This window comes from Caulobacter sp. DMC95 (assembly GCF_056313785.1).
The window spans coordinates 46,467-67,343 of the sequence record NZ_JBQUZP010000005.1; the positions used below are offsets into that span (position 1 = coordinate 46,467).

A 20,877-nucleotide genomic window follows, 5' to 3' on the forward strand; every position below is an offset into this window, starting at 1 on the left:
CAATAACGGAAGACACCCATGCGCAAGACCCTGCTCACCGCCCTCGTCCTGTCGACCAGCCTCCTGGCCAGCGCCGCCCGCGCGGACGTCCTGGACGCCCGTATCGACAGCCTCGCCCGCAGTTGGGCGCACGCCAACTACGAGATCGGCGACAAGTCCGCCCAAGCCGACGCCGCCGCCAGAATCGCGGCCGACGCCGACGCTCTGGCCCGCCAGAACCCGAACCGCGCCGAGCCGCTGGTGTGGGAGGCGATCGCCAAGGCGACCGAGGCCGGGGCCAAGGGCGGCCTTGGCGGCCTCGCCCTCGCCAAGGAGGCCAAGGCGCTGCTGGAACGCGCCGAGAAGATCAATCCGGCCGCTCTGGGCGACGGCTCTGTCTATACGAGCCTGGGCTCTCTCTACGCGCAGGTACCGGGGTTCCCCGTCGGCTTTGGCGACGCCGGCAAGGCGCGAGGCTACCTGCAGAAAGCCTTGGCCATGAACCCGGCCGGGGTCGACGCCAACTTCTTCTACGGCGATTTCCTGGTGCGTCAGAAAGACTATGCTGGCGCCGCCGTAGCGCTGAAAAAAGCGATCAGCGCCCCGCCTCGCCCTGGCCGCGAGGTCGCGGATCGGGGGCGGAAAGCTCAGGCCGCGGCACTACTCGCGGAAGCGCAAGCCAGGCTTCGCTGAAAGCGCAACGGTTTCCCGCAGGGTCCGCTTCACACGCCGGCCCTTTTCGGTGACCGAGAAGATCGTGTTCATGAACCGCTCGTAGACCGTGGCGTCTTCGCCCAGCGGCTTGGCCTTGGGCCGGCCGCAGGGGTTGCCGCTCTGCCCCTTCTTGAAGCGGCTGCCCTTAGGCGGCTTGGGTGGCGGTCCGATGTGGATTCGAACCCTCGATTCCCTTTTGGAATCTAACCCTCGGAAATGTCGGCGCTATTTGGCGTCGTTTTTGGGCGGAGACTGGATGCTTCCGATAATAGGGGAATGTGCGCGCGATCAGCGAAATTCAACAGGCGCGGTGGAGTTTCCCGAAACCTTGCACCCAAGGCCCGGAAATCAAAAAAGACTGAGAGATTTCAATGGGTTGTTTGGCGGTGAGAGAGGGATTCGAACCCTCGATAGAGTTTCCCCTATACACGCGTTCCAGGCGTGCGCCTTCAACCACTCGGCCACCTCACCAGCGCACTCGGGTCGGGGGTGGTTGAGACCCCCGGCGCGGGAAGGCGCGCAATATACTCAGGGGCTCGCCGGTAGCAAGCACGTTACGGGATGAAAGCGTCGACGACCGCGCCTATATGTCGAGCGTGACGCCGAAAGCGGTAACCGGTTTCGGCGCCAGTCACGCTCTATATATCTGATCTAGAGCCTTCTTATCGCTTCAAAACGCTTCCGTTTTGAAGCGGAAGGCTCTAGCGCCAAAGCGTTTTCCGCCGCGAAAGGCCCGCCATGCTGTCGCTCCAAAAGACCCTCGATCTGCCCTCCGCCGACACCGCCCTGCCCGGCCGCGCGGCCCCGATCCCGACGGCCGACACTCATTTCATCAACGGTCATGCGCTGAAGGGGCCCTATCCCGAGGGTCTGGAGACGGCGATCTTCGCCATGGGCTGTTTCTGGGGCGTCGAGCGCGTGTTCTGGAAGGTTCCGGGCGTCTACGTGACCGCAGCAGGCTACGCGGCCGGGATCACGCCCAATCCGACGTACGAAGAGGTCTGCACGGGTCGCACCGGCCACACCGAGGTGGTGATGGTGGTGTTCGACCCCAAGGTCGTGACCTATGAGGCGCTGCTGAAGACCTTCTGGGAAAACCATGACCCGACCCAGGGCATGCGCCAGGGCAACGACATCGGCACGCAGTACCGCTCGGGACTCTATGTGACCAGCGACGCGCAAGCCGCTGCGGCCGCCGAGTCGAAGGCCGCCTACCAGCAGGCGCTCGCGGCGCGCGGGCTTGGAACGATTACGACCGAGATCGCGCCGGCCGGGCCCTTCTATTTCGCCGAGGACTATCACCAGCAGTACCTGGCCAAGAACCCGAACGGCTACTGCGGCATCGGCGGCACAGGCGTCGTCTGCCCCATCGGACTGGGCGTCGAGGGCTGATGACGCCCGAGGCGTTCGATGCGGCGTGCCTGGCGGCGCCAGGCGCGACCCTCTCGATCCAGTGGGGCGACGACCACGTCTTCAAGGTGGGCGAGAAGATGTTCGCGGTGCGCGCGGCGGCCGGCGACAGCTTCTCGTTCAAGGCCTCTGACGTCGCCTTCGAAGTGCTGACCGAGTCGGGCCGGGCCAAGCCCGCGCCCTATCTGGGGCGCGCCCGGTGGGTCTGGTTCGCAGATATGCGCGGCGAGGACGAGGCGGAGGTGGCTGATTGGCTGGCGACAGCTCACGCCCTCGTAGCGGCCAAGCTCCCGCGCAAGACCCGGGCGAGCCTGGGAATCAGCTAGATCGAGCCAGCCCAGAAAGGGCGGTCGTCTCGATGGCCTCGAGCAGGCGCTCGTTTGTCAGGCCCGGCGTGGTGGGCGTCCATTTGGTCAGCCAGATCAGCATGCCGACCAGCAACTGAACGACCAGGCGCGGTTCACAGGGCGCGATGGTGCCGTCGTCCATGCCCTCTTCCAGAAACCGCTCCAGCTTGCGCGCCAACCGCCCGGTCCAGCTGTCGATGGCCCGCTGCTGCGCCGCGTCGAGATAGGAGTGGTCGCCGAAATAGAGCTGAGGCCCGTTGACGACCCCGTCTTCCAGCACGGCGCGGAGGAACCGTCGCAACTTGCACAGCCCGGCGCCGCCCCCCGCCTCGACGGCGATCAGGATGGCTTCGAAGCGCTCCAGAGAGCGCTGGTGGCCCGCATAGGCCAAGGCCTGCTTGTTGGGGAAATAGTAGTAGAGCGCCGCGTCGCGCAGATCGAGCGCGGCGGCGATGTCGGTCATGGTGGCGGCGGCGAAGCCCTTGGTGTTGATGATCTCGATGGCCGCGCGCAGGATCGCCTCGCGCTTCTTCATCGACTTCTGGCTCTGCGCCAAGGGCCTGGCCTCTTCGGTCAGGACACCAGGGTCTGCGCCCTTCGACAACGGCGATCTCCTCCGCGACGCCGCCGGTTCTTGCGCCGCACGAACGTCGATATGCAAACTCCGCCGTAACGCGCCGTCAATCAATCGGATAAATTCTAACTTGCGTTAGAATATCGAGACCATGTTAAGTTCGGATCTGCAACGCTCGGGATGCAAGCCCGCGCGTGCTGGGGCGATAACATGACGCAAAGCGTCTTCATCCACGGCCAGGCCAAGGCGACCGTCTCGAACGGTGCGACCGGCCGGTCAGGATCGCCCTTCCCCAACGTCAACACGTCCGCTCTTCCCCAAAAGAAATCCGCAATTGCTCGAGGCGGGTCGGGAAGTCGCGTGGCCGATAATAAAAATCAGGGAGTATCTCATGAGAAACGTCCACCTGCTGGGGGTGTCAGCCCTCGCGCTCGCCATCGCTTCGCCGGCGCTGGCCCAGAGCCAATCGTCTAGCGACAATTCCATCGCCGAGATCGTCGTCACCGCGACGAAGCGCGAACAGACCCTGCAAGACGTGCCGATCTCGGTCGCCGTCACCGGTCAACAGACGATCGAACGCGCCCAGGTGCGCGACCTGATCGACCTGCAGTCGGTCGTTCCGTCGCTGAAGGTCTCGCAGTTCAATGCGACCGGCCAGACGAACTTCGTGATCCGCGGCTTCGGTAACGGCAACGGCAACGACGGCATCGAAAGCTCGGTCGGCGTGTTCATCGACGGCGTCTACCGCTCGCGCTCGGCCGCGGCCCTGGACGACCTTCCGGAAGTCGAACGCATCGAAGTGCTGCGCGGCCCGCAGTCGACCCTGTTCGGCAAGAACGTGTCGGCCGGCGCGATCAGCATCGTCACCAAGAAGCCGCAGTACGAATTCGGCGGCAAGATCGAAGGCACCTACGGCAACTTCAACGCCCAGCAGCTGAAGGGCACGATCACCGGTCCGCTGAGCGACACCGTCGCCGTCCGCGTCTCGGGCAGCTACAACAAGCGCGACGGCCTGTTCACCAACCTGACCACCGGCAGCGACGTGAACAACCGTAACCGCTGGTCGGTTCGCGGCGACATCCTCATCGAGCCCACCGACAAGCTGTCGATGCGCTTCATCGCCGACTACAACGAGATCACCGAACGCTGCTGCGGCGTCAGCTCGATCTTCAACGGCCCGGCCACGCTGGCCATCGGCGGCGTGCTGCGCAAGCCGATCAGCGACACGACCAAGGTCTTTGACCGCAACGTGATCTTCAACACCGACCCCGAGAACGATCTCTCGGGTCGTGGCGTCTCCGGTCAGCTGGACTATGACCTGGGCTTCGCCAAGCTGACCTCGATCACGGCCTACCGGAACCAGAAGAACGCGTCCTTCCAGGACATCGACTTCACCGGCGCCGACATCTCCAACAACCGCACCGCCAACGAGATCAAGACCTTCACCCAGGAAATCCGCCTGGCGTCGAACAGCGAAGGTCCGTTCAACTGGCTGGTCGGCGGCTTCTTCCAGGACGAAAGCCTCGATACGGGCCGCACCGTCAGCTACGGCACGGACATCCGCGCCTACGCCGACGTCCTGTCCGGCGCGGTTCCGGCGACCCTGCTCGGCGCCCTGCCGCCGACGCTGCGTCCGGCCCTGACCGGCCGCTCGAACCTCTACGCGATCGAGTTCCTGCAGAGCCTGGTCACGCCGTCGATCCGTCCGGGCGCCACCTACTTCCAGGCGGGCCAAGGCATCGACGACTACTACAAGATGGACCAGCGCTCGGTCTCGCTGTTCAGCCAGTTCGACTACGAGGTCACCGAAAACCTCACCCTGACCGGCGGTCTGGCCTACCTGAAGGACACCAAGAAGGCCAAGTCGTTCGTCACCCTGCGGGACCCCTTCTCGTCGCTGAACCTCGGCGCTGTGCCGCAGTTCACCGCCCTTGGCCTGCCGGGCAACATCTACAGCGCTCTCGGCGCGCTGCAGTTCTTCTACGGCAACACCACCAACCACGGCCCGGTGAACTATCCGAACGCCAACGAGTCGGGTCAGCTGAAGGGTGACAAGATCACCTACGCTGTCCGCGCGGCTTACGACTTCGGCGCCATCAACGCCTATGTCAGCTACTCGACGGGCTGGAAGGCCGGCGCCTACAACCTGTCGTCCGACAGCCGTCCGCCGAACGCCAACGGCGTCGGCCGTAGCGCCAATCCGGAAGACGTCGACGTTCTGGAAGCCGGCATGAAGGCCAACTTCCCCGGCGGCTACGCCAACGTCGCGGTGTTCCAGCAGTCGATCAAGGGCTTCCAGTCCAACGCCTTCACGGGCCTGGGCTACAGCCTGGTCAACGCCGGTGAAGAGTCGGTCCGCGGCTTCGAAGTCGACAGCGCCTGGCGTCCGACGGGCTGGCTGAACCTGACGGCCGCTGTCACGTACCTCGATCCGAAGTACGACAGCTTCAAGGGCGCGGCCTGCGTCAACTACGACACCGTGCGCTGCCCGGTCGATCCGACCACCGGTCGTCGCCCGAACTTCCGTGATCTGACCGGCGACGCTCCGGCGGGCATTCCGAAGTGGACGTTCTCGACCTCGGCGACCGTCAACCACGACTTCGGCGACTACCAAGCCTATGCGCGCGTCGAGTATGACTACACCAGCAAGACACAGCTAACCGAGACCACCCCGCCGAACCTGTCGACCTGGGGTCAGAACCTGGTCAACGCCAGCATCGGCGTGACCAACACCGCCAAGGAGTTGGAAGTGATGCTCTGGGCCCGCAACCTGACCAAGGATGACGGCCTGATCTCGACCTTCCCGACCGTGGCTCAGGACGGTAGCTACAGCGGCTATCCGAACGCCCCGCGCACCTACGGCGTGACGGTCCGCAAGTCCTTCTAAGGTCTCGCGACACACTCAAGGCAAGCGGCCCGGTCATCCGATCGGGCCGCTTTTCTTTTACGCAAATTGGCCTGACCAATTTTGTTGCCCCCTGACCATGGCTCATGCTTGAACAGTCCCGACGCGCCGAACGGCGGCTGGAGGACGCGATGGGCATGGGATGGACGACGCTGGCCGCCGCGCTGGCCGCGCTGATGCTGATGGGCCCGACCCAAGGGAGCGCCTCGACGCCCACCCTGACGCGCGCCGACACCCGCGACGGCGTCGACCTTTCGGGAACTTGGCGCTACTCGGTCGACCCGTATCGCGACGGTCTGGCGGGCTTTCACCGCGGCGCGGCGGGCGAAGGGCATCGGCGCTATGACGATGTCGACGTCGACGCCGTCACGCGCGCGCGACCAAACGCCCTCTACGAATACGACATGGACCGCAGCGCGATGGCCACCCTGCCCCAGGGTTGGATCGGTCATGACCCGACCCTGCGCCACTACCAGGGCCTGATGTGGTACCAGCGCCGCTTCGAGGCTCCCGCCCTGAAGCCCGGTCAACGGGCCTTCCTGCGGTTCGAGGCCGTCAACTACACCGCCAAGGTCTATCTGAACGGCAAGGCGGTCGGCGAGCACGAGGGCGGCTTCACGCCGTTCTCAATTGAGGTCACCGACACCTTGCGCGCCGACAACCAGATCACCTTGGGGGTCGACTCCACGCCGCAGGCCGACGGCGTTCCCCCGCCCGTAACCGACTGGGAGAACTATGGCGGGGTAACTAGGCCGATGCGCCTGGTGATCACCCCGGCGACCTTCGTGGACGAGGCCTGGGTGCGGCTGTCGAAGGACGGAAAGATCACCGCCACGGTCAAGCTCGACGGCGCCAAAGCCGCCGGCCAGGAAGTTCGCGTCCGGATCGGCGCTCTGGGCGTCGAGCTGGTCGGTAAAACCGACGCCGAGGGCGTTCTCAACACCGCGATCGCCGCGCCCAAGAGCCTGGTGCGCTGGTCGCCGGAAACGCCCCGACTTTACGATATCCTCGTCCAGGCTGGCGAGGACCGCCTGACCGACCGGGTCGGCTTCCGCACGATCGAGACCAGGGGCTCAGAAATCCTGCTTAACGGCAAGCCGATCTACCTGCGGGGCATTTCAGTGCACGAGGAGGAGTTCGGCGAAAACCCGGCCCGCACGATCACCGAGGCCAGCGCGCGGGCGCTGCTGTCCGAGGTCAAGGATGGCTTGCACGGCAACTTCGTGCGCCTGGCCCACTATCCGCACAGCGAGGTCATGACCCGCGTCGCCGACGAGATGGGCCTCTTGGTCTGGAGCGAGATCCCGGTCTATTGGCTGGTCGACTTCGGCAATCCGCGCACCCTGGCGTTGGCGCGCGGCATGCTGGCCGACAACATTCGCCGTGACCGCAACCGCGCCTCGATCATTCTGTGGAGCGTGGCCAACGAGACGCCGATCACCGAGCTTCGCAACCGTTTCCTCTACCAGTTGGTCGACGACGTCCGCGCCCTGGACGACAGCCGGCTGGTCACCGCCGCCCTCCTGACGGATCGCAAGACGGTCGACGGCCAAGTGATCATGGGGCTCAACGATCCACTGGCCGACAAGCTGGATGTGCTGGCGGCCAATACCTACAACGGCTGGTACAGCAACGATGCGCTGGACGCCCTGCCCGCCACGACCTGGCGCGCGACAGACAAGCCCTTGGTGTTCTCCGAGTTCGGGGCGGATGCCCTGGCCGGCTTCAGCGACCCCGCGCTGATGCGCAAGTTCTCCGAGGATTTCCAGAAAAAGTATTACGAGAAGACACTGGCCATGGCCGACAAGGCCCCGACCCTGCGCGGAATCTCGCCCTGGATCCTCAAGGATTTCCGCAGCCCCCGTCGCCAGCACCCGATCTATCAGCAGGGTTGGAATCGCAAGGGCCTGCTATCGCCGACCGGTCGCCGCAAGCCGGCGTTCTATGTGCTGCGCGACTTCTTCAAGGCCAAGCAAGCCGGTCGCTAGAGCCGGGACCCTAGACCAAGGTCGCGGTGGCGCGCCGCCCATGACAGCGCTATCACTTTCGCGCCCGCCAGGGGCGAGAACATCAGACGATAGGGATGGCATGACGACGCGGCGGACTGTGATGGCGGGCGGCTTGGCCCTGGCGACCACCCTGCTTGCCCCTGGGCCCGGCCACGCCCGCCCCGTCAGCGCCGATCGCGTTCGCAAGGTCCAGGATCTGTTGTCGCGGATGACGCTGGACGAGAAGATCGGCCAGATGCACCAGCCGCCCGGCGGCCGACAGAAGGCGCTGAACTCTAGGATCGATGCTGCGGCGCTGGATCTGGTGCGCAAGGGCGGGGTGGGCTCGTACCTGCACGTCGCGGGCGCCCAGTTCCTGCGAGACCTGCAGAAGGTGGCGGTCGAGGAATCCCGACTGAAGATCCCGCTCCTGTTCGCCATCGACGTGGTGCACGGCTATCGCACGCTCTATCCGGTCCCGCTGGCCATGGCCGCGACCTTCGATCCCGACGCCTATCGCGCCTGCGCGCGCATGGCGGCGGTTGAGACGAGCGTCGCGGGCCTGCACTGGACCTTCGCGCCGATGGTCGACGTTGCGCGCGATCCGCGCTGGGGTCGGGTGGTCGAGGGCTCGGGCGAAGACGCCTATCTCGGCTCGGTGATGAGCGTCGCCCAGACTGAAGGCTTCCAGACCAAGGACCTGGCCGGCCGTGACACGGTGCTGGCCTGCGTCAAGCACTTCGGCGCCTATGGCGCGGTGGCGGGCGGCCGCGACTACGACAGCGCCGACATCTCGGACCGCACGCTGCAAGAGGTGATCCTTCCGCCCTTCGCCGCTGGCAAGGCTGCGGGCGCGGGCTCGTACATGACCGCGTTCAACGATATCGGCGGCGTGCCGACCACCGCGAACGCCGCGCTCGTCAGGGGCCTGCTGCGCGACAAGTGGGGCTTCGACGGCATCGTGGTCAGCGACTGGAACGCCATCGCCGAGTTGATCGCCCACGGCGTCGCCGAGACCCCGGCCCAGGCCGCGGCCCTGGCGCTGAAGGCGGGCGTCGACATGGACATGGCGGGCGGCGTCTACGCCGCGCACCTGAAGACGGCCCTCGCCGAGGATCCTGGCCTGCTGCCGCTGGTCGACCAGGCCGTGACCCACATCCTGATGACCAAGGCGCGCCTGGGCCTGTTCGACGACCCCTACCGGTTCGGCGACGTAGCGCGCGAAAAGACGGTGATGGTCTCCGCGCCGCACCGCGCCATCGCCCGCGACGCCGCGCGCAAGGCTGTGGTGCTGCTGAAGAACGACGGCGATCTGCTGCCGCTGGCCAGGAACGCCAAGGTCGCCGTGGTCGGGGCCCTGGCCGACGACGCCCGCAGCGCCATCGGGTCCTGGAAGGCCCGCGGTGAGGAGACCGACGCCGTCACCCTGATCTCGGCGTTGAAGGCCCGGCTGCCCGGCGTAGCGTACGTTCCCGGCGCCGCCCCGCGCTCGGACGACGTGTCGGGCGTCGCGACCGCCGTGGAGGTCGCCAAGGCCGCCGATGTCACCCTGCTGGTGGTCGGCGAAGACTTCGACCACAGCGCCGAGTCACGCAGCCGCTCGGATCTCTCTCTACCCGGCGGCCAGAAGGCGCTGGCCGAGGCGATCCTGGCGACCGGTAAGCCGGTTGTGTTGCTGGTGATGGGCGGCCGTCCGCTGGCCATCCCCGACCTGCTGGCCAAGACGCCCGCGGCGCTGATGACCTGGCTGCTGGGCGTCGAAAGCGGCCCCGCCCTGGCCGACATCCTCCTGGGTGAGGTCTCTCCCGCCGGGCGACTTCCCATGGGCCTGCCTCGGACTTCGGGAAGCCTGCCCGAGACCTACGCCCACTATCCCACCGGTCGCCCGGCCGACCCTGACCTCGCCAAGGACACCGTGCGCTATCACGACCTGGACATCGGCCCGGTCTATCCGTTCGGTCACGGTCTTTCTTACGCCCGTTTCGCCTATTCCGACCTTGCGCTGGACAAGGCCGCCATCGGCGCCGGCGAAACCGTGCTGGCCACCGTGACGGTGACCAACGCGGGCAAGGTCACGGCCGACGAGGTCGTGCAACTCTACATGCGCGACCCGGTCTCGGCGGTCGCACGACCGGTCAAGGAGCTGCGGGGTTTCCGTCGCCTGACGCTGAAGCCGGGCGAGAGCCGGCGGCTGACCTTCGCCCTCTCAGCCCGCCAGTGCGCCTTCTGGGACGCCGGGCGTTGGCGGATCCAGAAGGGTCGGATCGACCTAATGGTCGGCGCCTCGTCGGCCGATATTCGCAGCCGCGCCGCGTTCATGATTGACGTCGACGGGTGGAGCGACACGTCGCCGGCGGCGATCGAGACGCCGGTTTCATTGTCCTGACGCCCTGGATGCTCAAAAGAGCGGCGCCTGCGCCGGTATGTCGCACTTCTGTGACAGACTGGCGCGTTGCTTCCGAGCCTGACTCATTGGATGTGTCGGCTACTCGGCGCACCCCACCGCGTCCGACACCTTTTTGTGAAGCCGGCTGGTCCTTTTCGGAGGGCCAGCCGGCTCTCTTTCTGGTTCACGGCTTCGCCCTTCCGGGCGCATTGGCCGACTTTGCTTCCAGCTTTGCGTTTCCGCCTCGCTCCCGTTTGAACCCGAGCACACGCGCCACGATCATGCTCTCGGCCAACGCACCGTTCAGCTTCAGCCTCAGCGCCTTTCTGATGCGCCGGGTTCTGCCCGTGGCGATCACCCTGTACCTGTGGCTGGGCCTGGTCAGCGCCTTGCTGCTGACCCATCTGATCTACTGATCAGGCCGGCGCGCGAGGCGCGTAGTCCCGCTCACGATAGTCGAACCAGTCGAAATCAGCCGGCGCACCCGCGCCGGACATGTCCTGGCACGCCATGCCCACGAAGGCGCCTGTGAAGTTCGGCGCGCCCGGGGCGGTGGCTTCGTCGGACAGGATCGAGGCGTCGAATACTTCCGGCAACCAGCACCAGGCGTCGCCGCCCTGTCGGAACCCGAAGCGCAGCCGCTCGAAATCCACTTCCACACGCAGTTCGACCGGCCCCGAGCCCAGCGGGATTGGCGCGGTGAAACTGTCGGCCTGGGGGCTGTCAGGCGTGCAGGTCATCACAAGCAGGTGCTTGCCGATCTCAGTGTCGTGCGTCACGTGCAGATAGTGCAGCTTGGAGCCGTTGTAGTAGCAGACAAGGCCCGCCGCCTGCTGAAAGTGGGCGGGCTCGAAGTCGAGGATCGTCGCGGCCGAGTAGCAGTGCGCCTGCTGGCGTCGCGCCACCAGCGCCTGGGTGAAGACGCTGCCCAGGCTCTCGCGCCCCCAGAGGCGCAGGAAACCGGGCCGCGCGCTCAGACTGAAGATCGTCTCCGGATGCGGCGTCCGCAGCCACTGAAAGTCGATCGGCAGGTCCGCCGCGTCGAAGTCCTCCCGCGCCGGCGCGATCGGCCAGGGGTGGTCGTCCAGGCCCGCACCGGGCGTCTCCAGCGTGGGATCGCCAGACCCGTCCAGCGTGCGAGGCCAGCCGTCGGCCTCCCAGGTCAGCTTCTGGATGGCGGTCTCGCGCCCCAGGACGCAGCGCCCGCGGCCCGGCAGCGGTCGCCCGCACAGATAGACGATGTAGGTCTCGCCGTCGGCGGTCTCGACCAGGTCGCCATGGCCGGCGCGGTGTAGCGGCGCGTGCGGGCGATCCCGCGCGGTGAGGAGATAGGTGTCGGGATGCAGCGCGTAGGGGCCATCGATCGACCGGGACCTGGCCAGGGTCGCTGCATGGCCCCAGCCGGTGCCGCCTTCGGCGGTCAGCAGGTAATACCAGCCGTCGCGCTTGTAGAGGTGCGGCGCCTCGGTAAGGCCGATCGGCGTGCCCTCGAAGATCACCTTGCGCTCGCCGACCAGCCGCTGCTCGGCGACCGAGAACTCCTGCAGGACGATGCCCGCGAAGCGGTTGCGGCCAGGACGATGATCCCACAGCTGGTTGACCAGCCACTTGCGGCCGTCGTCGTCGTGGAACAGCGAGGGATCAAAGCCGGAGCTGTTCAGGTGAATGGGGTCCGACCACTCACCATCGATGGTCTCGCAGGTGACGAGGTAGTTGTGAAAGTCGCGCAGCGACGCTCCCGACGCCCCGCCGACCGTGGTGCGGCCGTAGCGCTTCACGTCGGTGAAGATCAGCCAGAACCGGCCGTCGGCATGCGTGAGACACGGCGCCCAAACCCCACAGCCGTCCGGATCGCCCACCATGTTCAACTGGCTGGGGCGCCGCAGCGGCCGGCTCAGCAGGCGCCAGTTCCGCAAGTCCCGCGAATGGTGGATCTGGACGCCTGGGAACCACTCGAAGGTCGAGGTGGCGATGTAGTAATCCTCGCCGACGCGAACGATCGAAGGATCGGGATTGAAGCCGCGCAGGATCGGGTTGCGGATCAGGTCGTTGCTCATGCGGCGGCCTTGGCGGGAGCGGCGGGATCTTTGACAAGGGTCCACAGAAGCACGGCGCCGGCGATGTCGAGGACGCCCAGCGCGATGAAGAACGGGTCATAGCCGATCTTAGCCACCAGCCCGCCGATCAGCAGCGAGAACAGCAGCAGTCCAAGATTGCCCATCATGCCGGCTAGGCCCGCGACGGTGGCGACCTCGTTGCGACGGAACAGGTCCGAGGCCATGGTGATCACCGTCACCGACAGGGTCTGGTGCGCGAAACCGCCCAGGCACAAGAGTGCGATGGCGGCGTAGGCGCTCTCGACCTTGCCCACAAACATCATGCCCGTCATCAACACCGCCCCCAGAGTGAAGGCGATGCGGCGGGCGTTGATCAGCGACACGCCGCGCTTCTGCAGGAACAGGGCGATCACCGGGCCCGCCAGGCACCCAAGGTCGGCCGCCACGAACGGCATCCAGGCGAACAGCGCGATCTGCTTGAGGTCGAAGCCGCGTGTCTGGGACAGATAGAGCGGCACCCAGAAGGCCAGCGTGCCCCAGGTGGGGTCAGCCAGGAACCGTGGCAGGGCGATGCCCCAGAACTGGCCCTGCTTGAGGATCGACACGACCGAGGGGCGCGCGGCGACCGCCTCCAGGTGGGCCTCCTGCCCTGCGGCGATGACGGCGCGTTCCTCGTCGGTCATCGACGGATGCTGTTCGGGCGAGCGATAGAAAGCCAGCCACAACACCACCCACACCAAGCCCATCACCCCGGTCAGCACGAAGGCGGCGCGCCAGTTCCAGGTCAGGACGGCCCAGACCACCAGCGGCGGCGCCAGAACCGAGCCGATCGACGCGCCGATGTTGAACACGCCGCCAGCAAAGCCCCGCTCCTTGGCGGGGAACCAGACCGCGACGGTCTTCATCCCGGCCGGCTGGGCGGAACCTTCGGCCAGGCCAAGAAAGCCGCGCAAGACCGCGAAGCCCTGCCAGGTGTTGGCCAGGCCGTGGGCCATGGCGATCAACGACCATGCGACGGCGAAGACGGCGAAGCCCGTGCGCAGGCCCAGGGTGTCGAGCACATAGCCGCAGATGGGCTGCAGCATGATCCCCAACTGAAACGCGCTGGTGATCCAGGAGTACTCGGTCACCGAGATGCCCAGGTCCTTGAGCAGCGTCGGCGCCGCCACGCCCATGGTCGAGCGCGTCAGATAGTTGATGATCGCGCCCAGCATCACCAGGCCGATGATCCACCAGCGCAGGGCTTTCAACTTCGGCAAGGCGCTTCCCCATCAAGCCTTGAACGGCTCATTGCTGGTACCGCTACCGCCGAAGTGGTCAGACGTCCACCTCCTTGGGGTCAGACCTAGACTTTAGTCTTAGGTGTCAGGAGGATGGCCGGCCTTCAACGCCTTGGCGCGACTCGACGTCGCTCTGCGCGTCGTCGGCTTGCCTGCACGCTTCAGGGTCTTGCGCCGCGCGCGTGTCGCCTTTTCGGCGGAGAGCCTTTCAACCGCCTGAATGTGACGTTCAGCGCGCGCCTTGCAACGACCATGCAAGGCCTCCAGCTCCTTGTCGGTCAGCTTTTCGATGCCGATGAATGAGTCCTCGGCCTCGCCGGAGGCGCGGATCAGTTCGTCCAGCTTGGTCTGTAGCGCCATGCCGTCGCGGTTCTGAGTGTTCTGGATCAGGAACACCATCAGGAAGGTGACGATCGTGGTGCCGGTGTTGATCACCAGCTGCCAGGTTTCGGAGAACCTGAAGATCGGGCCTGAGACAGCCCAAGCCAGAACGACACCCACACAGATCAGGAACGCTGGCGGGCTGCCCGTGGCCCGGGCGGTGATGTTGGCGAACTTGGCGAACAGTTTGTCCACGGCGACCTCCCTCGCCACCGTGCAACGCTCAGGCCTCCACGCTGGCTCCAGCGGTAGTCGATGCTGGCGGGCTCGTCGGCGCCGGGCGATCGACCTCGCCGACAAAGCGGTCTGGTCCGTTGTGAGGCGCGGGCTCCCAGACAAAGACGCTGGCGCAATCATGCGCCGCTGCGATCTCGCCCGCCAACTCCAGGGCGTCGGCGTCGCCGCCAGCGCTCTCGGCGATGAAGGTCAAAGAAACGCCATCGGCGCGCTGAGGATAGAATAGATAGGTGGGCATATGCTGCTCCAGCTTCACGAGCGGGAGCTTAAGCTTTAGCTTCTTCTCTCAGCCATCAGCGCTCGAAGAAACCGTGCCGATGATGCCGGTAACTTAACACCCCGTTTCGGGTATGACGACCCCAAAAGACTCGGAATCAGAAATCACTATTTGTCGTGAACCCGACATTACTTGCGCCGCAGCTCCGATAAGGATGGCCGGCTTCATGGCTACTCGACAGCAGGCGCGCAGCCATTGCGCCCTCCGGGTCGGCAGTTCGGCGACGTCGTAGATTCCTGTGGCGAGGCGACCGCCTCTGACCCACTCTGCGGGGATATGAGGCGACGGAGGACGCAGGATGATCGGTTACACTCTGGTAGGCAGCAACGACCTGGACAAGGCCAAGGCGTTTTATGACGACCTATTCGGCGCGATTGGCGTCAAGCGCCTCATGGAGTTTCCGACCGGCGGCTGCGCCTGGGGCGTCGACTGGAGCAAGCCGATGTTCGGGGTCGGCAAGCCCTACAACGGCGAGGCCGCAACCTTCGGCAACGGCGCCATGATCGCCCTTGTGGTCGATGAGCGCGCCAAGGTCGACAGCCTCTACGAAAAAGCCATCAGCCTGGGAGCCCAGTGCGAGGGCGGGCCCGGCGTGCGTGGCGACGACGGCCCGCAGGCCTTCTACGCCGCCTATTTCCGCGATCTGGACGGCAACAAGCTGTGCGCGTTCCGCGTCGGGCCCGCCTAGAGCCCTTTAGCTTTAGATGGAATCATCTAAAGCGTTTGAAAGGACTCTAAATGTTTGATTTTAGAGCCTTTTTATCTGGTTTAGATGGTTCCATCTAAACCAGAGAGGCTCTAGGCAGAGTCCCTCCGACCTGATTGCGTAATCCGATCAGAAGGAGCTTTAGCGGTAGCGGAGCGTCCAACGCACCGTAATCGTGCCCGCACCGCCCTGAGCGCCCGTGCAGGTCGTCAGGGCGGTCATCGCGCCGGTCACCGATCGGTAGGCGGGCTCGTTGTTCAGGTCGCGGCTTTCGCACGAAAGACCCTCGACCTCGAAGCCGGTCACGTCGCCCGCGCTGAAGGTGGTGACACCGCCCTTGCTGACCGCACCACGCGAGAAACTGGCGAAGGCCAGGTCAATGGCCTTCGTCTTAACGCCTGGGCGAAGCGTTAACACGTCGGTGCGGCGGATCAGGCCCGGCTGTAGTTCGTAGGTCGTTCGGACACTGGCCCGGTCGTCTGCGACGGGAGCCCTTTGACCCAGCCGATCCATCTTGTCCTGGCGATAGGTCACAACGGTGCGCGCGCCGGCGCCGACAACCTTCGCCTTCCGAGCGTAAGCCAGAGGGGCCAACTGCGCGCCATCCTCAAGCGTGATGCGCGGCAGCAGTTGGGGGAACGCCGCGTCGGCGACGTGCTGCAACAGCCCCGGCGAAGACGGGATCGGATAGTAGGGCGAGTTCATGTGCTGCCCCTCCCCGCCGTTGATGATCGGCAGGCCGATCACCCGGGCCTCGCCCCCCGGGCGCTGGTCGCGGAGCGTGACGAGGAGACGGTCGTTCGCGCCCTTCGCGAACCAGGTGACCGTCCGCTTGGGCAGACGATCGAGCCACGCGGCGTAGCCCGGGTCGGCCGGCTGATCCTTGAAACCCAGGTCGTTCCAGATGGCGTTGGTGTAGATGTACTGTCGGCCGAGGCTGAGGTTTTCGCCCAGAATCCGGTGCTTGCCGCGATAGGCGTCGGTGCGGCGGCCGTGCTCCCACAGATTCACCGAGCCCATGGCGGGATCGAACCAGAAATCCATATAGCGGGCGGCGACGCGCGAACTGAACGCGTAGGCCATCCGCTTTTCCTCAGGCGTCAGCACGTCCAGCTTGGCCGCTGCGGTCAGCACCTCCAGGAACGCCGTCTCGCCGTAGGTCCCGATGCTGCGCCCGTACTCGAAGCCCTCGCCGCGCAGGTTCAGGCGCGGCAGCATCAGGTCGACCGAGCGACGTAGCCAGCCCCGGACCTCGGGCGAAGCCGGCATGCCCGCCTCGATCAGCCGATGCGCGATCTCGCCGATCAGCAGCACGCTGTAGCGATCAAAACGTCCCTGCCCGTCGGTCTCATCGGCGAAGCCGTACGCGCCCGAGTACTTGCGGTAGTGGTCGAGGGTCTTGCCCAGCAGCGCTTCGCTGGCCGAGGCGTCCTCCCAGCCCAGCTGGTAGCGCAGGCGCGCCACACTGAACGCGACGCCGTAGTAGTTGTTGGGCAGGTTGATCAGCGTCAGATCATCGGCCCGCACAAAGCGACGCCAGTCCAGCTTGACCTTCAGCTTTTCAAGCGTGGCGGGCGAGACCGCTTGCTCCAGGACGCCGGCGTCCCGCAGCATCAGCAAGGCCTGGCAGTAGTAGTAGACACCCCAGGTGTCATTGACGTCACCGACCGTCATGTCGGCGATCTCGCGATAGGCCGCCAGATACTGGCCATGGCGCGCATCGGTGCGAGGCGTGTCGACGATCAGATAGGCCAGACCGATAGCGATCTTACCGGGCAGGAACTTGTCGTCCGCCTCGAAGACCTTGACCCCGTCCAGGGTCATACCGCGCTTCTCGGTCATCAGCTTGTCGAGGAGGACCGCCATCCGGGGCAGAATGCGCCCTTCGACCGTCTGGTTCATCGGGGCGACCGCCGCGTAAAGCAGGCCGCGCGGATCCTGGTTGGCGGCGGTGGCCTGGACCGCCGGCGCAAGCGTCGCGACCAGAGCGGCGACGGTCAGGAACAGGCGGGTACGCAGGGGCATGGATCGCTCGCGACGCCCGCCGACGCGGGTCTTGGGGGTTTTTCGCGCAGCACAATGGGAAGACGGCGGCGCGCTTGGCATGACCAATTTCGCCGACCGCCTAGAGATGTCAAGCCACTTTGGCCTTACCAGTTGAACATGGTCCCGTCCTCCAGTCGGTTCACCGGCAGGTAGGCGCGCTTGTAGGGGTGCTTGGCGGCGAGGTCCTCGTCGATGTCGACACCCAAGCCCGGCTCATCGCCCGGGTGCAGCATGCCGTCCCCGAAACTGTAGGCGTGCGGGAACACCGCGTCCGTCTCGGGCGTGTGGCGCATGTATTCCTGCAGGCCGAAATTGGAGATCGCCATCCCCAGGTGCAGGGCCGCGGCCATGGTCACCGGCGACAGATCGGTGGCGCCGTGGCAGCCGGTCTTGACGTGGTGCAGGTCGGCGAAGGCGGCGATCTTCTTGAGGTTGGTGATCCCGCCGGCGTGCAACACCGTGGCGCGCAGGTAGTCGATCAACTGCTCCTCGATCAGTTGCTTGCAGTCCCACACGCCCGAGAAGATCTCGCCCACGGCGAGCGGCGTCGTGGTGTGTTGGCGGATGAGGCGGAAACCCGCCTGGTTCTCGGCCGGGACCGAGTCCTCCAGCCAGAACAGACGGTAGGGCTCCAGGTCCTTGCCCAGGCGCGCCGCTTCGATCGGGGTGAGGCGGTGATGCACGTCGTGCAGCAGATGCACGTCCCAGCCCAGCACCTCCCGCGCCTTGGCGAACAGCGCCGGCACGCTGTTCAGGTACTTGGCGGTCGACCAGAGGTTCTCGGTGGGCAGGTCATTGTCGGCCGGCTCGTAGAACATCTTGTCCTTGGAGACGCCGTAGGTGCTGGCCAGGCCCGGCACGCCGGTCTGCAGACGGATGGCCTTGTAGCCCAGCGTCTTGTACTTCACCGCCTCGGCGATGGTCTCCTCGATGGTCTCGCCGTTGGCGTGGCCATAGACCGTCACGCCTACGCGACTGGCCCCGCCCAGAAGCTGATACAGCGGCAGACCCGCGACCTTGGCCTTGATGTCCCACAGCGCCATGTCGACGGCGGCCAGGGCGCTCATGCCCACCGGTCCGCCACGCCAGTACGAGCCGCGATAGAAGAACTGCCAGGTGTCCTCGATCTGGTGCGCGTCGCGCCCGATCAGGCACGGGATCATGTGGTCCTGCAGATAGCTGACCACCGCCAGCTCGCGGCCGTTCAGCGTGGCGTCCCCGACGCCGGTCACGCCGTCTTCGGTGGTGATCTTCAGCGTCACGAAGTTGCGGCCGGGGCAGGTGACGATGACCTTGGCGTCGATGATCTTCAGCATGGACCTGGTGAGCTAGCGCAGCCGTAAAGTGGCCTGACCACTTCTAGCCACTTATCCGACAAGACGCTAGAGCGTGATAGCCGAAAGTGTGAGCGGCTTCGGCGGCAATCACGCTCTAAATGTTTGAAATAGAGCCTTTTTGCCCCCTTCAAATGATTCCATTCGAAAGGGAAAGGCTCTGGTGGTCTTGCCACCCTACGCGGCTGCGCAGTGGCGCCGCGCCTTGCGATACAATAGGATTCGCACTGACCGACGTAATGTCGGCGGGATCGCGGACACATGACCACTTCGACGGCCGAAACCAAGAAACTCTATCAGCAGGTGGCGAACTCGATCGCCGACGCGATCCGTGACGGCGTCCACAAGCCCGGCCAGCGCCTGCCGTCGGAGCGCGATCTGGCCGAAGACTACAAGGTCAGCCGCCCGACGGTCCGTGAAGCCATGATCGCGCTCGAGATCCGCGGCCTGGTCGAAGCCCGTCACGGCTCAGGCGTCTATGTCACCGAAGCGCCCCGCCCCGAGGTGTCGGCCCCGGAACTGGACATCGGCGCCTTCGAGCTGACCGAGGCCCGCCGCCTGATCGAGGGCGAGGTCGCCGCCTTGGCCGCCGCCACCATCACCGACGAGGAGCTGGCCGAACTGGCTGCGATCATGGACGACATGGTCGTGGAGAACGACAACAACGTGAAGGGCGAGCGCGCCGACCGCCGCTTCCACGTCACCATCGCCCAGGCCAGCCGCAACAGCGCGCTGGTCACCGTGGTCGAGAACCTGTGGGACCTGCGCTACAAGTCACCGCTGTGCCGCGCCATGCTGGAACGCGCCCGGCAGGTGGGCGTGCGCCCGCTGATCGACGACCACCAGGAAATCCTGCTGGCGCTGAAAGAACGCAACCCGACCAGCGCGCGCAACGCCATGCGCGAGCATCTGGGCCGCGTCATCGACAACCTACTGACGGCGACGGAGATCGACGCCCTCGAACGCGCCCGCAACGAGGTGGCGGCGCGGCGCACCGAGCTGGCGCGGCGATCAGCGATCTGAAGTCTCGCGCAAGATGGCCGGAAGGGCGCGCTTCAACGCGTCGTAGTGACCCGCGCCGGCGAGTTCGGTGACGGCGGCGCCGGCAGGCAAGGCCTGCGCCAAAGCGTAGGCCATGTCGAGCGGCGCCCAGCCATCCTCGTCGCCGTGCCATAGCCTCACCGGACATTGGACATTCGACAGAATGTCGCTCCAGGGCCGTACATACGTCGTGAGCTCGTCCTCGTAGGCCCTCCGGCCCCGCCCGAGACTGGTTGTCAGCCCATCGCGCACCGCCGCGCGAAAATCAGCGTCGACGAGCAGCGCTTGCTCGGGGGGCGCCGCGCCCGCGAACATGAGCTTCAACAACAACGATGGGGCGACGGCGTTGATCAGCGATTGAACCCGACCAAGCCGTTGCAACGCGCCAGGGCTCGTCGCGGCCGCCTGGAACACAGCCTTCCCGGCCATGCGCGGAAGGAAGTCGCCCAACTCAAGCGGCGCGGCGGCGGAAATCAGATCCACGGCCTCTACGGCCTCAGGCCGTCGCGCGGCGATGTGCAGGGCTGACATCGTCCCGAGCGAAAAGGCCACCAACCGCACGGTCGGTCGGCCCATCTCAGCTCTCGACGCGTCGAAGGTCTTCAGCAGCCTTGCTTGCCAGTCCACGTCGCCGCCCGCCTGCAAGCGATCGAGGCAAGCGACGGAAACGCTCTCGCGATCTGGGCCTCCGAATAGCTCAAGCTCCGCTGCGGATCCCGGCAGGCCATGACAGTAGATGAAGCTCGACCCGCTCATGGCGCCCACGGCTATTCAAACCTGGCCGTCGGATAACGCGACTCGCTGAGAAGAACGAGAACGCCGCATGACGGACGCTCGGCGCGCGATGGAGGCAGAACGCTCTAGGCCCGCAGGATCTTGTCCATCGCCTTGCCCTTGGCCAGCTCGTCGATGAGCTTGTCGAGATAACGGATCTCCCGCATCAGCGGCTCTTCGACCTCTTCGACGCGTACGCCGCAGACCACGCCCTTGATCTGCGCCCGCGCCGGATTGAGCGCCGGGGCCGCCGCGAAGAACGTCGCAAAGTCGGATTTGGCGGCGATCTGCGCTTCCAGTTCGGCGGGGTTAAATCCCGTCAGCCACAGCAGGATCTGGTCGACCTCCGCCCGCGTGCGGCCCTTGCGCTCGGCCTTGGCGACATACAGCGGATAAACGCTGGCGAAGCTGGTCGTGTAGATGCGGTGCTGAGTCATCGAA

At 65.8% G+C, this 20,877-nt stretch carries 19 protein-coding genes, 1 tRNA gene and 1 pseudogene; 10 read left to right on the forward strand and 11 right to left on the reverse strand.

Features of this window, described 5'->3' with window-relative positions:
* The first annotated feature begins 18 nt into the window (after positions 1–18).
* Positions 19–672: a tetratricopeptide repeat protein gene (locus ACT53N_RS12955; RefSeq protein ID WP_476064289.1), complete on the forward strand. Its 654-nt coding sequence runs from the start codon at positions 19–21 to the stop codon at positions 670–672.
* On the opposite strand, the gene ACT53N_RS12960 is transcribed toward ACT53N_RS12955, so the two are convergent.
* A complete protein-coding gene (locus tag ACT53N_RS12960; RefSeq protein ID WP_476064526.1) occupies positions 640–870 on the reverse strand; it encodes a DUF5681 domain-containing protein in 231 nt (76 codons plus the stop codon). The two genes, ACT53N_RS12955 and ACT53N_RS12960, sit on opposite strands and share 33 nt — an antisense overlap.
* A gap of 204 nt (positions 871–1,074) precedes the next feature.
* Positions 1,075–1,164 (reverse strand) — tRNA-Ser (locus tag ACT53N_RS12965).
* A gap of 267 nt (positions 1,165–1,431) precedes the next feature.
* Between ACT53N_RS12965 and msrA the strand changes: the two genes are divergently transcribed.
* Entirely contained in the window at positions 1,432–2,085 is a 654-nt protein-coding gene (gene msrA, locus ACT53N_RS12970; protein WP_476064290.1) for a peptide-methionine (S)-S-oxide reductase MsrA, read from the forward strand.
* Positions 2,085–2,429, forward strand: a complete 345-nt coding sequence (locus ACT53N_RS12975; protein WP_476064291.1) for an MmcQ/YjbR family DNA-binding protein — start codon at positions 2,085–2,087, stop codon at positions 2,427–2,429. Before msrA ends, ACT53N_RS12975 begins: the two co-directional genes overlap by 1 nt.
* Here the strand turns inward: ACT53N_RS12975 and ACT53N_RS12980 are convergent.
* Positions 2,422–3,054 (reverse strand): TetR/AcrR family transcriptional regulator, encoded by a 633-nt coding sequence (locus ACT53N_RS12980; protein ID WP_476064292.1) that lies wholly within the window; start codon positions 3,052–3,054, stop codon positions 2,422–2,424. The two genes, ACT53N_RS12975 and ACT53N_RS12980, sit on opposite strands and share 8 nt — an antisense overlap.
* A 180-nt stretch (positions 3,055–3,234) precedes the next feature.
* Between ACT53N_RS12980 and ACT53N_RS12985 the strand changes: the two are divergent.
* The 5 genes and pseudogenes from ACT53N_RS12985 to ACT53N_RS13005 all read left to right on the forward strand — a co-directional run.
* Positions 3,235–3,408: pseudogene (locus tag ACT53N_RS12985) on the forward strand (hypothetical protein); the annotation flags it as partial.
* A gap of 7 nt (positions 3,409–3,415) precedes the next feature.
* On the forward strand, positions 3,416–5,911 hold the full coding sequence (locus ACT53N_RS12990; protein ID WP_476064293.1) for a TonB-dependent receptor: 2,496 nt from the start codon (positions 3,416–3,418) through the stop codon (positions 5,909–5,911).
* A 104-nt stretch (positions 5,912–6,015) separates the two neighbouring features.
* Entirely contained in the window at positions 6,016–7,917 is a 1,902-nt protein-coding gene (locus ACT53N_RS12995; RefSeq protein WP_476064294.1) for a glycoside hydrolase family 2 protein, read from the forward strand.
* Between the two features lie 100 nt (positions 7,918–8,017).
* Entirely contained in the window at positions 8,018–10,303 is a 2,286-nt protein-coding gene (locus ACT53N_RS13000) for a glycoside hydrolase family 3 N-terminal domain-containing protein (protein WP_476064295.1), read from the forward strand.
* 281 nt (positions 10,304–10,584) lie between these two features.
* Positions 10,585–10,719 (forward strand): hypothetical protein, encoded by a 135-nt coding sequence (locus ACT53N_RS13005; RefSeq protein WP_476064296.1) that lies wholly within the window; start codon positions 10,585–10,587, stop codon positions 10,717–10,719.
* On the opposite strand, the gene ACT53N_RS13010 is transcribed toward ACT53N_RS13005, so the two are convergent.
* The 4 genes from ACT53N_RS13010 to ACT53N_RS13025 form a co-directional block, all read right to left on the reverse strand.
* Entirely contained in the window at positions 10,720–12,360 is a 1,641-nt protein-coding gene (locus ACT53N_RS13010) for a glycoside hydrolase family 43 protein (RefSeq protein WP_476064297.1), read from the reverse strand. It lies immediately after the preceding gene.
* On the reverse strand, positions 12,357–13,574 hold the full coding sequence (locus ACT53N_RS13015) for an MFS transporter (protein WP_476064527.1): 1,218 nt from the start codon (positions 13,572–13,574) through the stop codon (positions 12,357–12,359). Before ACT53N_RS13015 ends, ACT53N_RS13010 begins: the two co-directional genes overlap by 4 nt.
* Positions 13,575–13,718: 144 nt before the next feature.
* Positions 13,719–14,216: a low affinity iron permease family protein gene (locus ACT53N_RS13020; protein ID WP_476064298.1), complete on the reverse strand. Its 498-nt coding sequence runs from the start codon at positions 14,214–14,216 to the stop codon at positions 13,719–13,721.
* 28 nt (positions 14,217–14,244) lie between these two features.
* A complete protein-coding gene (locus tag ACT53N_RS13025) occupies positions 14,245–14,496 on the reverse strand; it encodes a hypothetical protein (protein ID WP_476064299.1) in 252 nt (83 codons plus the stop codon).
* Positions 14,497–14,833: 337 nt separating this feature from the next.
* Here ACT53N_RS13025 and ACT53N_RS13030 point away from each other — a divergent pair, with 337 nt between their 5' ends.
* Positions 14,834–15,223, forward strand: coding sequence for a VOC family protein (locus ACT53N_RS13030; protein WP_476064300.1), 390 nt, complete (start codon positions 14,834–14,836; stop codon positions 15,221–15,223).
* 159 nt (positions 15,224–15,382) lie between these two features.
* Here the strand turns inward: ACT53N_RS13030 and ACT53N_RS13035 are convergent, their stop codons facing one another.
* A complete protein-coding gene (locus tag ACT53N_RS13035; RefSeq protein WP_476064301.1) occupies positions 15,383–17,266 on the reverse strand; it encodes a hypothetical protein in 1,884 nt (627 codons plus the stop codon).
* Between the two features lie 125 nt (positions 17,267–17,391).
* Positions 17,392–18,603, reverse strand: coding sequence for a D-mannonate dehydratase ManD (manD, locus tag ACT53N_RS13040; RefSeq protein ID WP_476064302.1), 1,212 nt, complete (start codon positions 18,601–18,603; stop codon positions 17,392–17,394).
* A gap of 279 nt (positions 18,604–18,882) precedes the next feature.
* Between manD and ACT53N_RS13045 the strand changes: the two genes are divergently transcribed.
* A complete protein-coding gene (locus tag ACT53N_RS13045; RefSeq protein WP_310213162.1) occupies positions 18,883–19,644 on the forward strand; it encodes a FadR/GntR family transcriptional regulator in 762 nt (253 codons plus the stop codon).
* On the opposite strand, the gene ACT53N_RS13050 is transcribed toward ACT53N_RS13045, so the two are convergent.
* The gene (locus tag ACT53N_RS13050) at positions 19,633–20,418 is read right to left on the reverse strand and encodes an alpha/beta fold hydrolase (RefSeq protein WP_476064528.1); all 786 of its coding nucleotides are present in this window, start codon (positions 20,416–20,418) and stop codon (positions 19,633–19,635) included. The genes ACT53N_RS13045 and ACT53N_RS13050 overlap by 12 nt on opposite strands.
* A 104-nt stretch (positions 20,419–20,522) precedes the next feature.
* The gene (locus ACT53N_RS13055; RefSeq protein WP_476064303.1) at positions 20,523–20,873 is read right to left on the reverse strand and encodes a DUF2200 domain-containing protein; all 351 of its coding nucleotides are present in this window, start codon (positions 20,871–20,873) and stop codon (positions 20,523–20,525) included.
* Between the last annotated feature and the right edge of the window lie 4 nt (positions 20,874–20,877).

Bases quoted from the DNA above. Each gene is read 5' to 3' on its own strand.
- ACT53N_RS12955 (WP_476064289.1), top strand. From the start codon at position 19: ATGCGCAAGACCCTGCTCACCGCCCTCGTCCTGTCGACCAGCCTCCTG.
- msrA (WP_476064290.1), top strand. From the start codon at position 1,432: ATGCTGTCGCTCCAAAAGACCCTCGATCTGCCCTCCGCCGACACCGCC.
- ACT53N_RS12975 (WP_476064291.1), top strand. From the start codon at position 2,085: ATGACGCCCGAGGCGTTCGATGCGGCGTGCCTGGCGGCGCCAGGCGCG.
- ACT53N_RS12990 (WP_476064293.1), top strand. From the start codon at position 3,416: ATGAGAAACGTCCACCTGCTGGGGGTGTCAGCCCTCGCGCTCGCCATC.
- ACT53N_RS12995 (WP_476064294.1), top strand. From the start codon at position 6,016: ATGCTTGAACAGTCCCGACGCGCCGAACGGCGGCTGGAGGACGCGATG.
- ACT53N_RS13000 (WP_476064295.1), top strand. From the start codon at position 8,018: ATGACGACGCGGCGGACTGTGATGGCGGGCGGCTTGGCCCTGGCGACC.
- ACT53N_RS13005 (WP_476064296.1), top strand. From the start codon at position 10,585: ATGCTCTCGGCCAACGCACCGTTCAGCTTCAGCCTCAGCGCCTTTCTG.
- ACT53N_RS13010 (WP_476064297.1), bottom strand. From the start codon at position 12,360: ATGAGCAACGACCTGATCCGCAACCCGATCCTGCGCGGCTTCAATCCC.
- ACT53N_RS13015 (WP_476064527.1), bottom strand. From the start codon at position 13,574: ATGCTGGGCGCGATCATCAACTATCTGACGCGCTCGACCATGGGCGTG.
- ACT53N_RS13025 (WP_476064299.1), bottom strand. From the start codon at position 14,496: ATGCCCACCTATCTATTCTATCCTCAGCGCGCCGATGGCGTTTCTTTG.
- ACT53N_RS13030 (WP_476064300.1), top strand. From the start codon at position 14,834: ATGATCGGTTACACTCTGGTAGGCAGCAACGACCTGGACAAGGCCAAG.
- ACT53N_RS13035 (WP_476064301.1), bottom strand. From the start codon at position 17,266: ATGCCCCTGCGTACCCGCCTGTTCCTGACCGTCGCCGCTCTGGTCGCG.
- manD (WP_476064302.1), bottom strand. From the start codon at position 18,603: ATGCTGAAGATCATCGACGCCAAGGTCATCGTCACCTGCCCCGGCCGC.
- ACT53N_RS13045 (WP_310213162.1), top strand. From the start codon at position 18,883: ATGACCACTTCGACGGCCGAAACCAAGAAACTCTATCAGCAGGTGGCG.
- ACT53N_RS13050 (WP_476064528.1), bottom strand. From the start codon at position 20,418: ATGAGCGGGTCGAGCTTCATCTACTGTCATGGCCTGCCGGGATCCGCA.
- ACT53N_RS13055 (WP_476064303.1), bottom strand. From the start codon at position 20,873: ATGACTCAGCACCGCATCTACACGACCAGCTTCGCCAGCGTTTATCCG.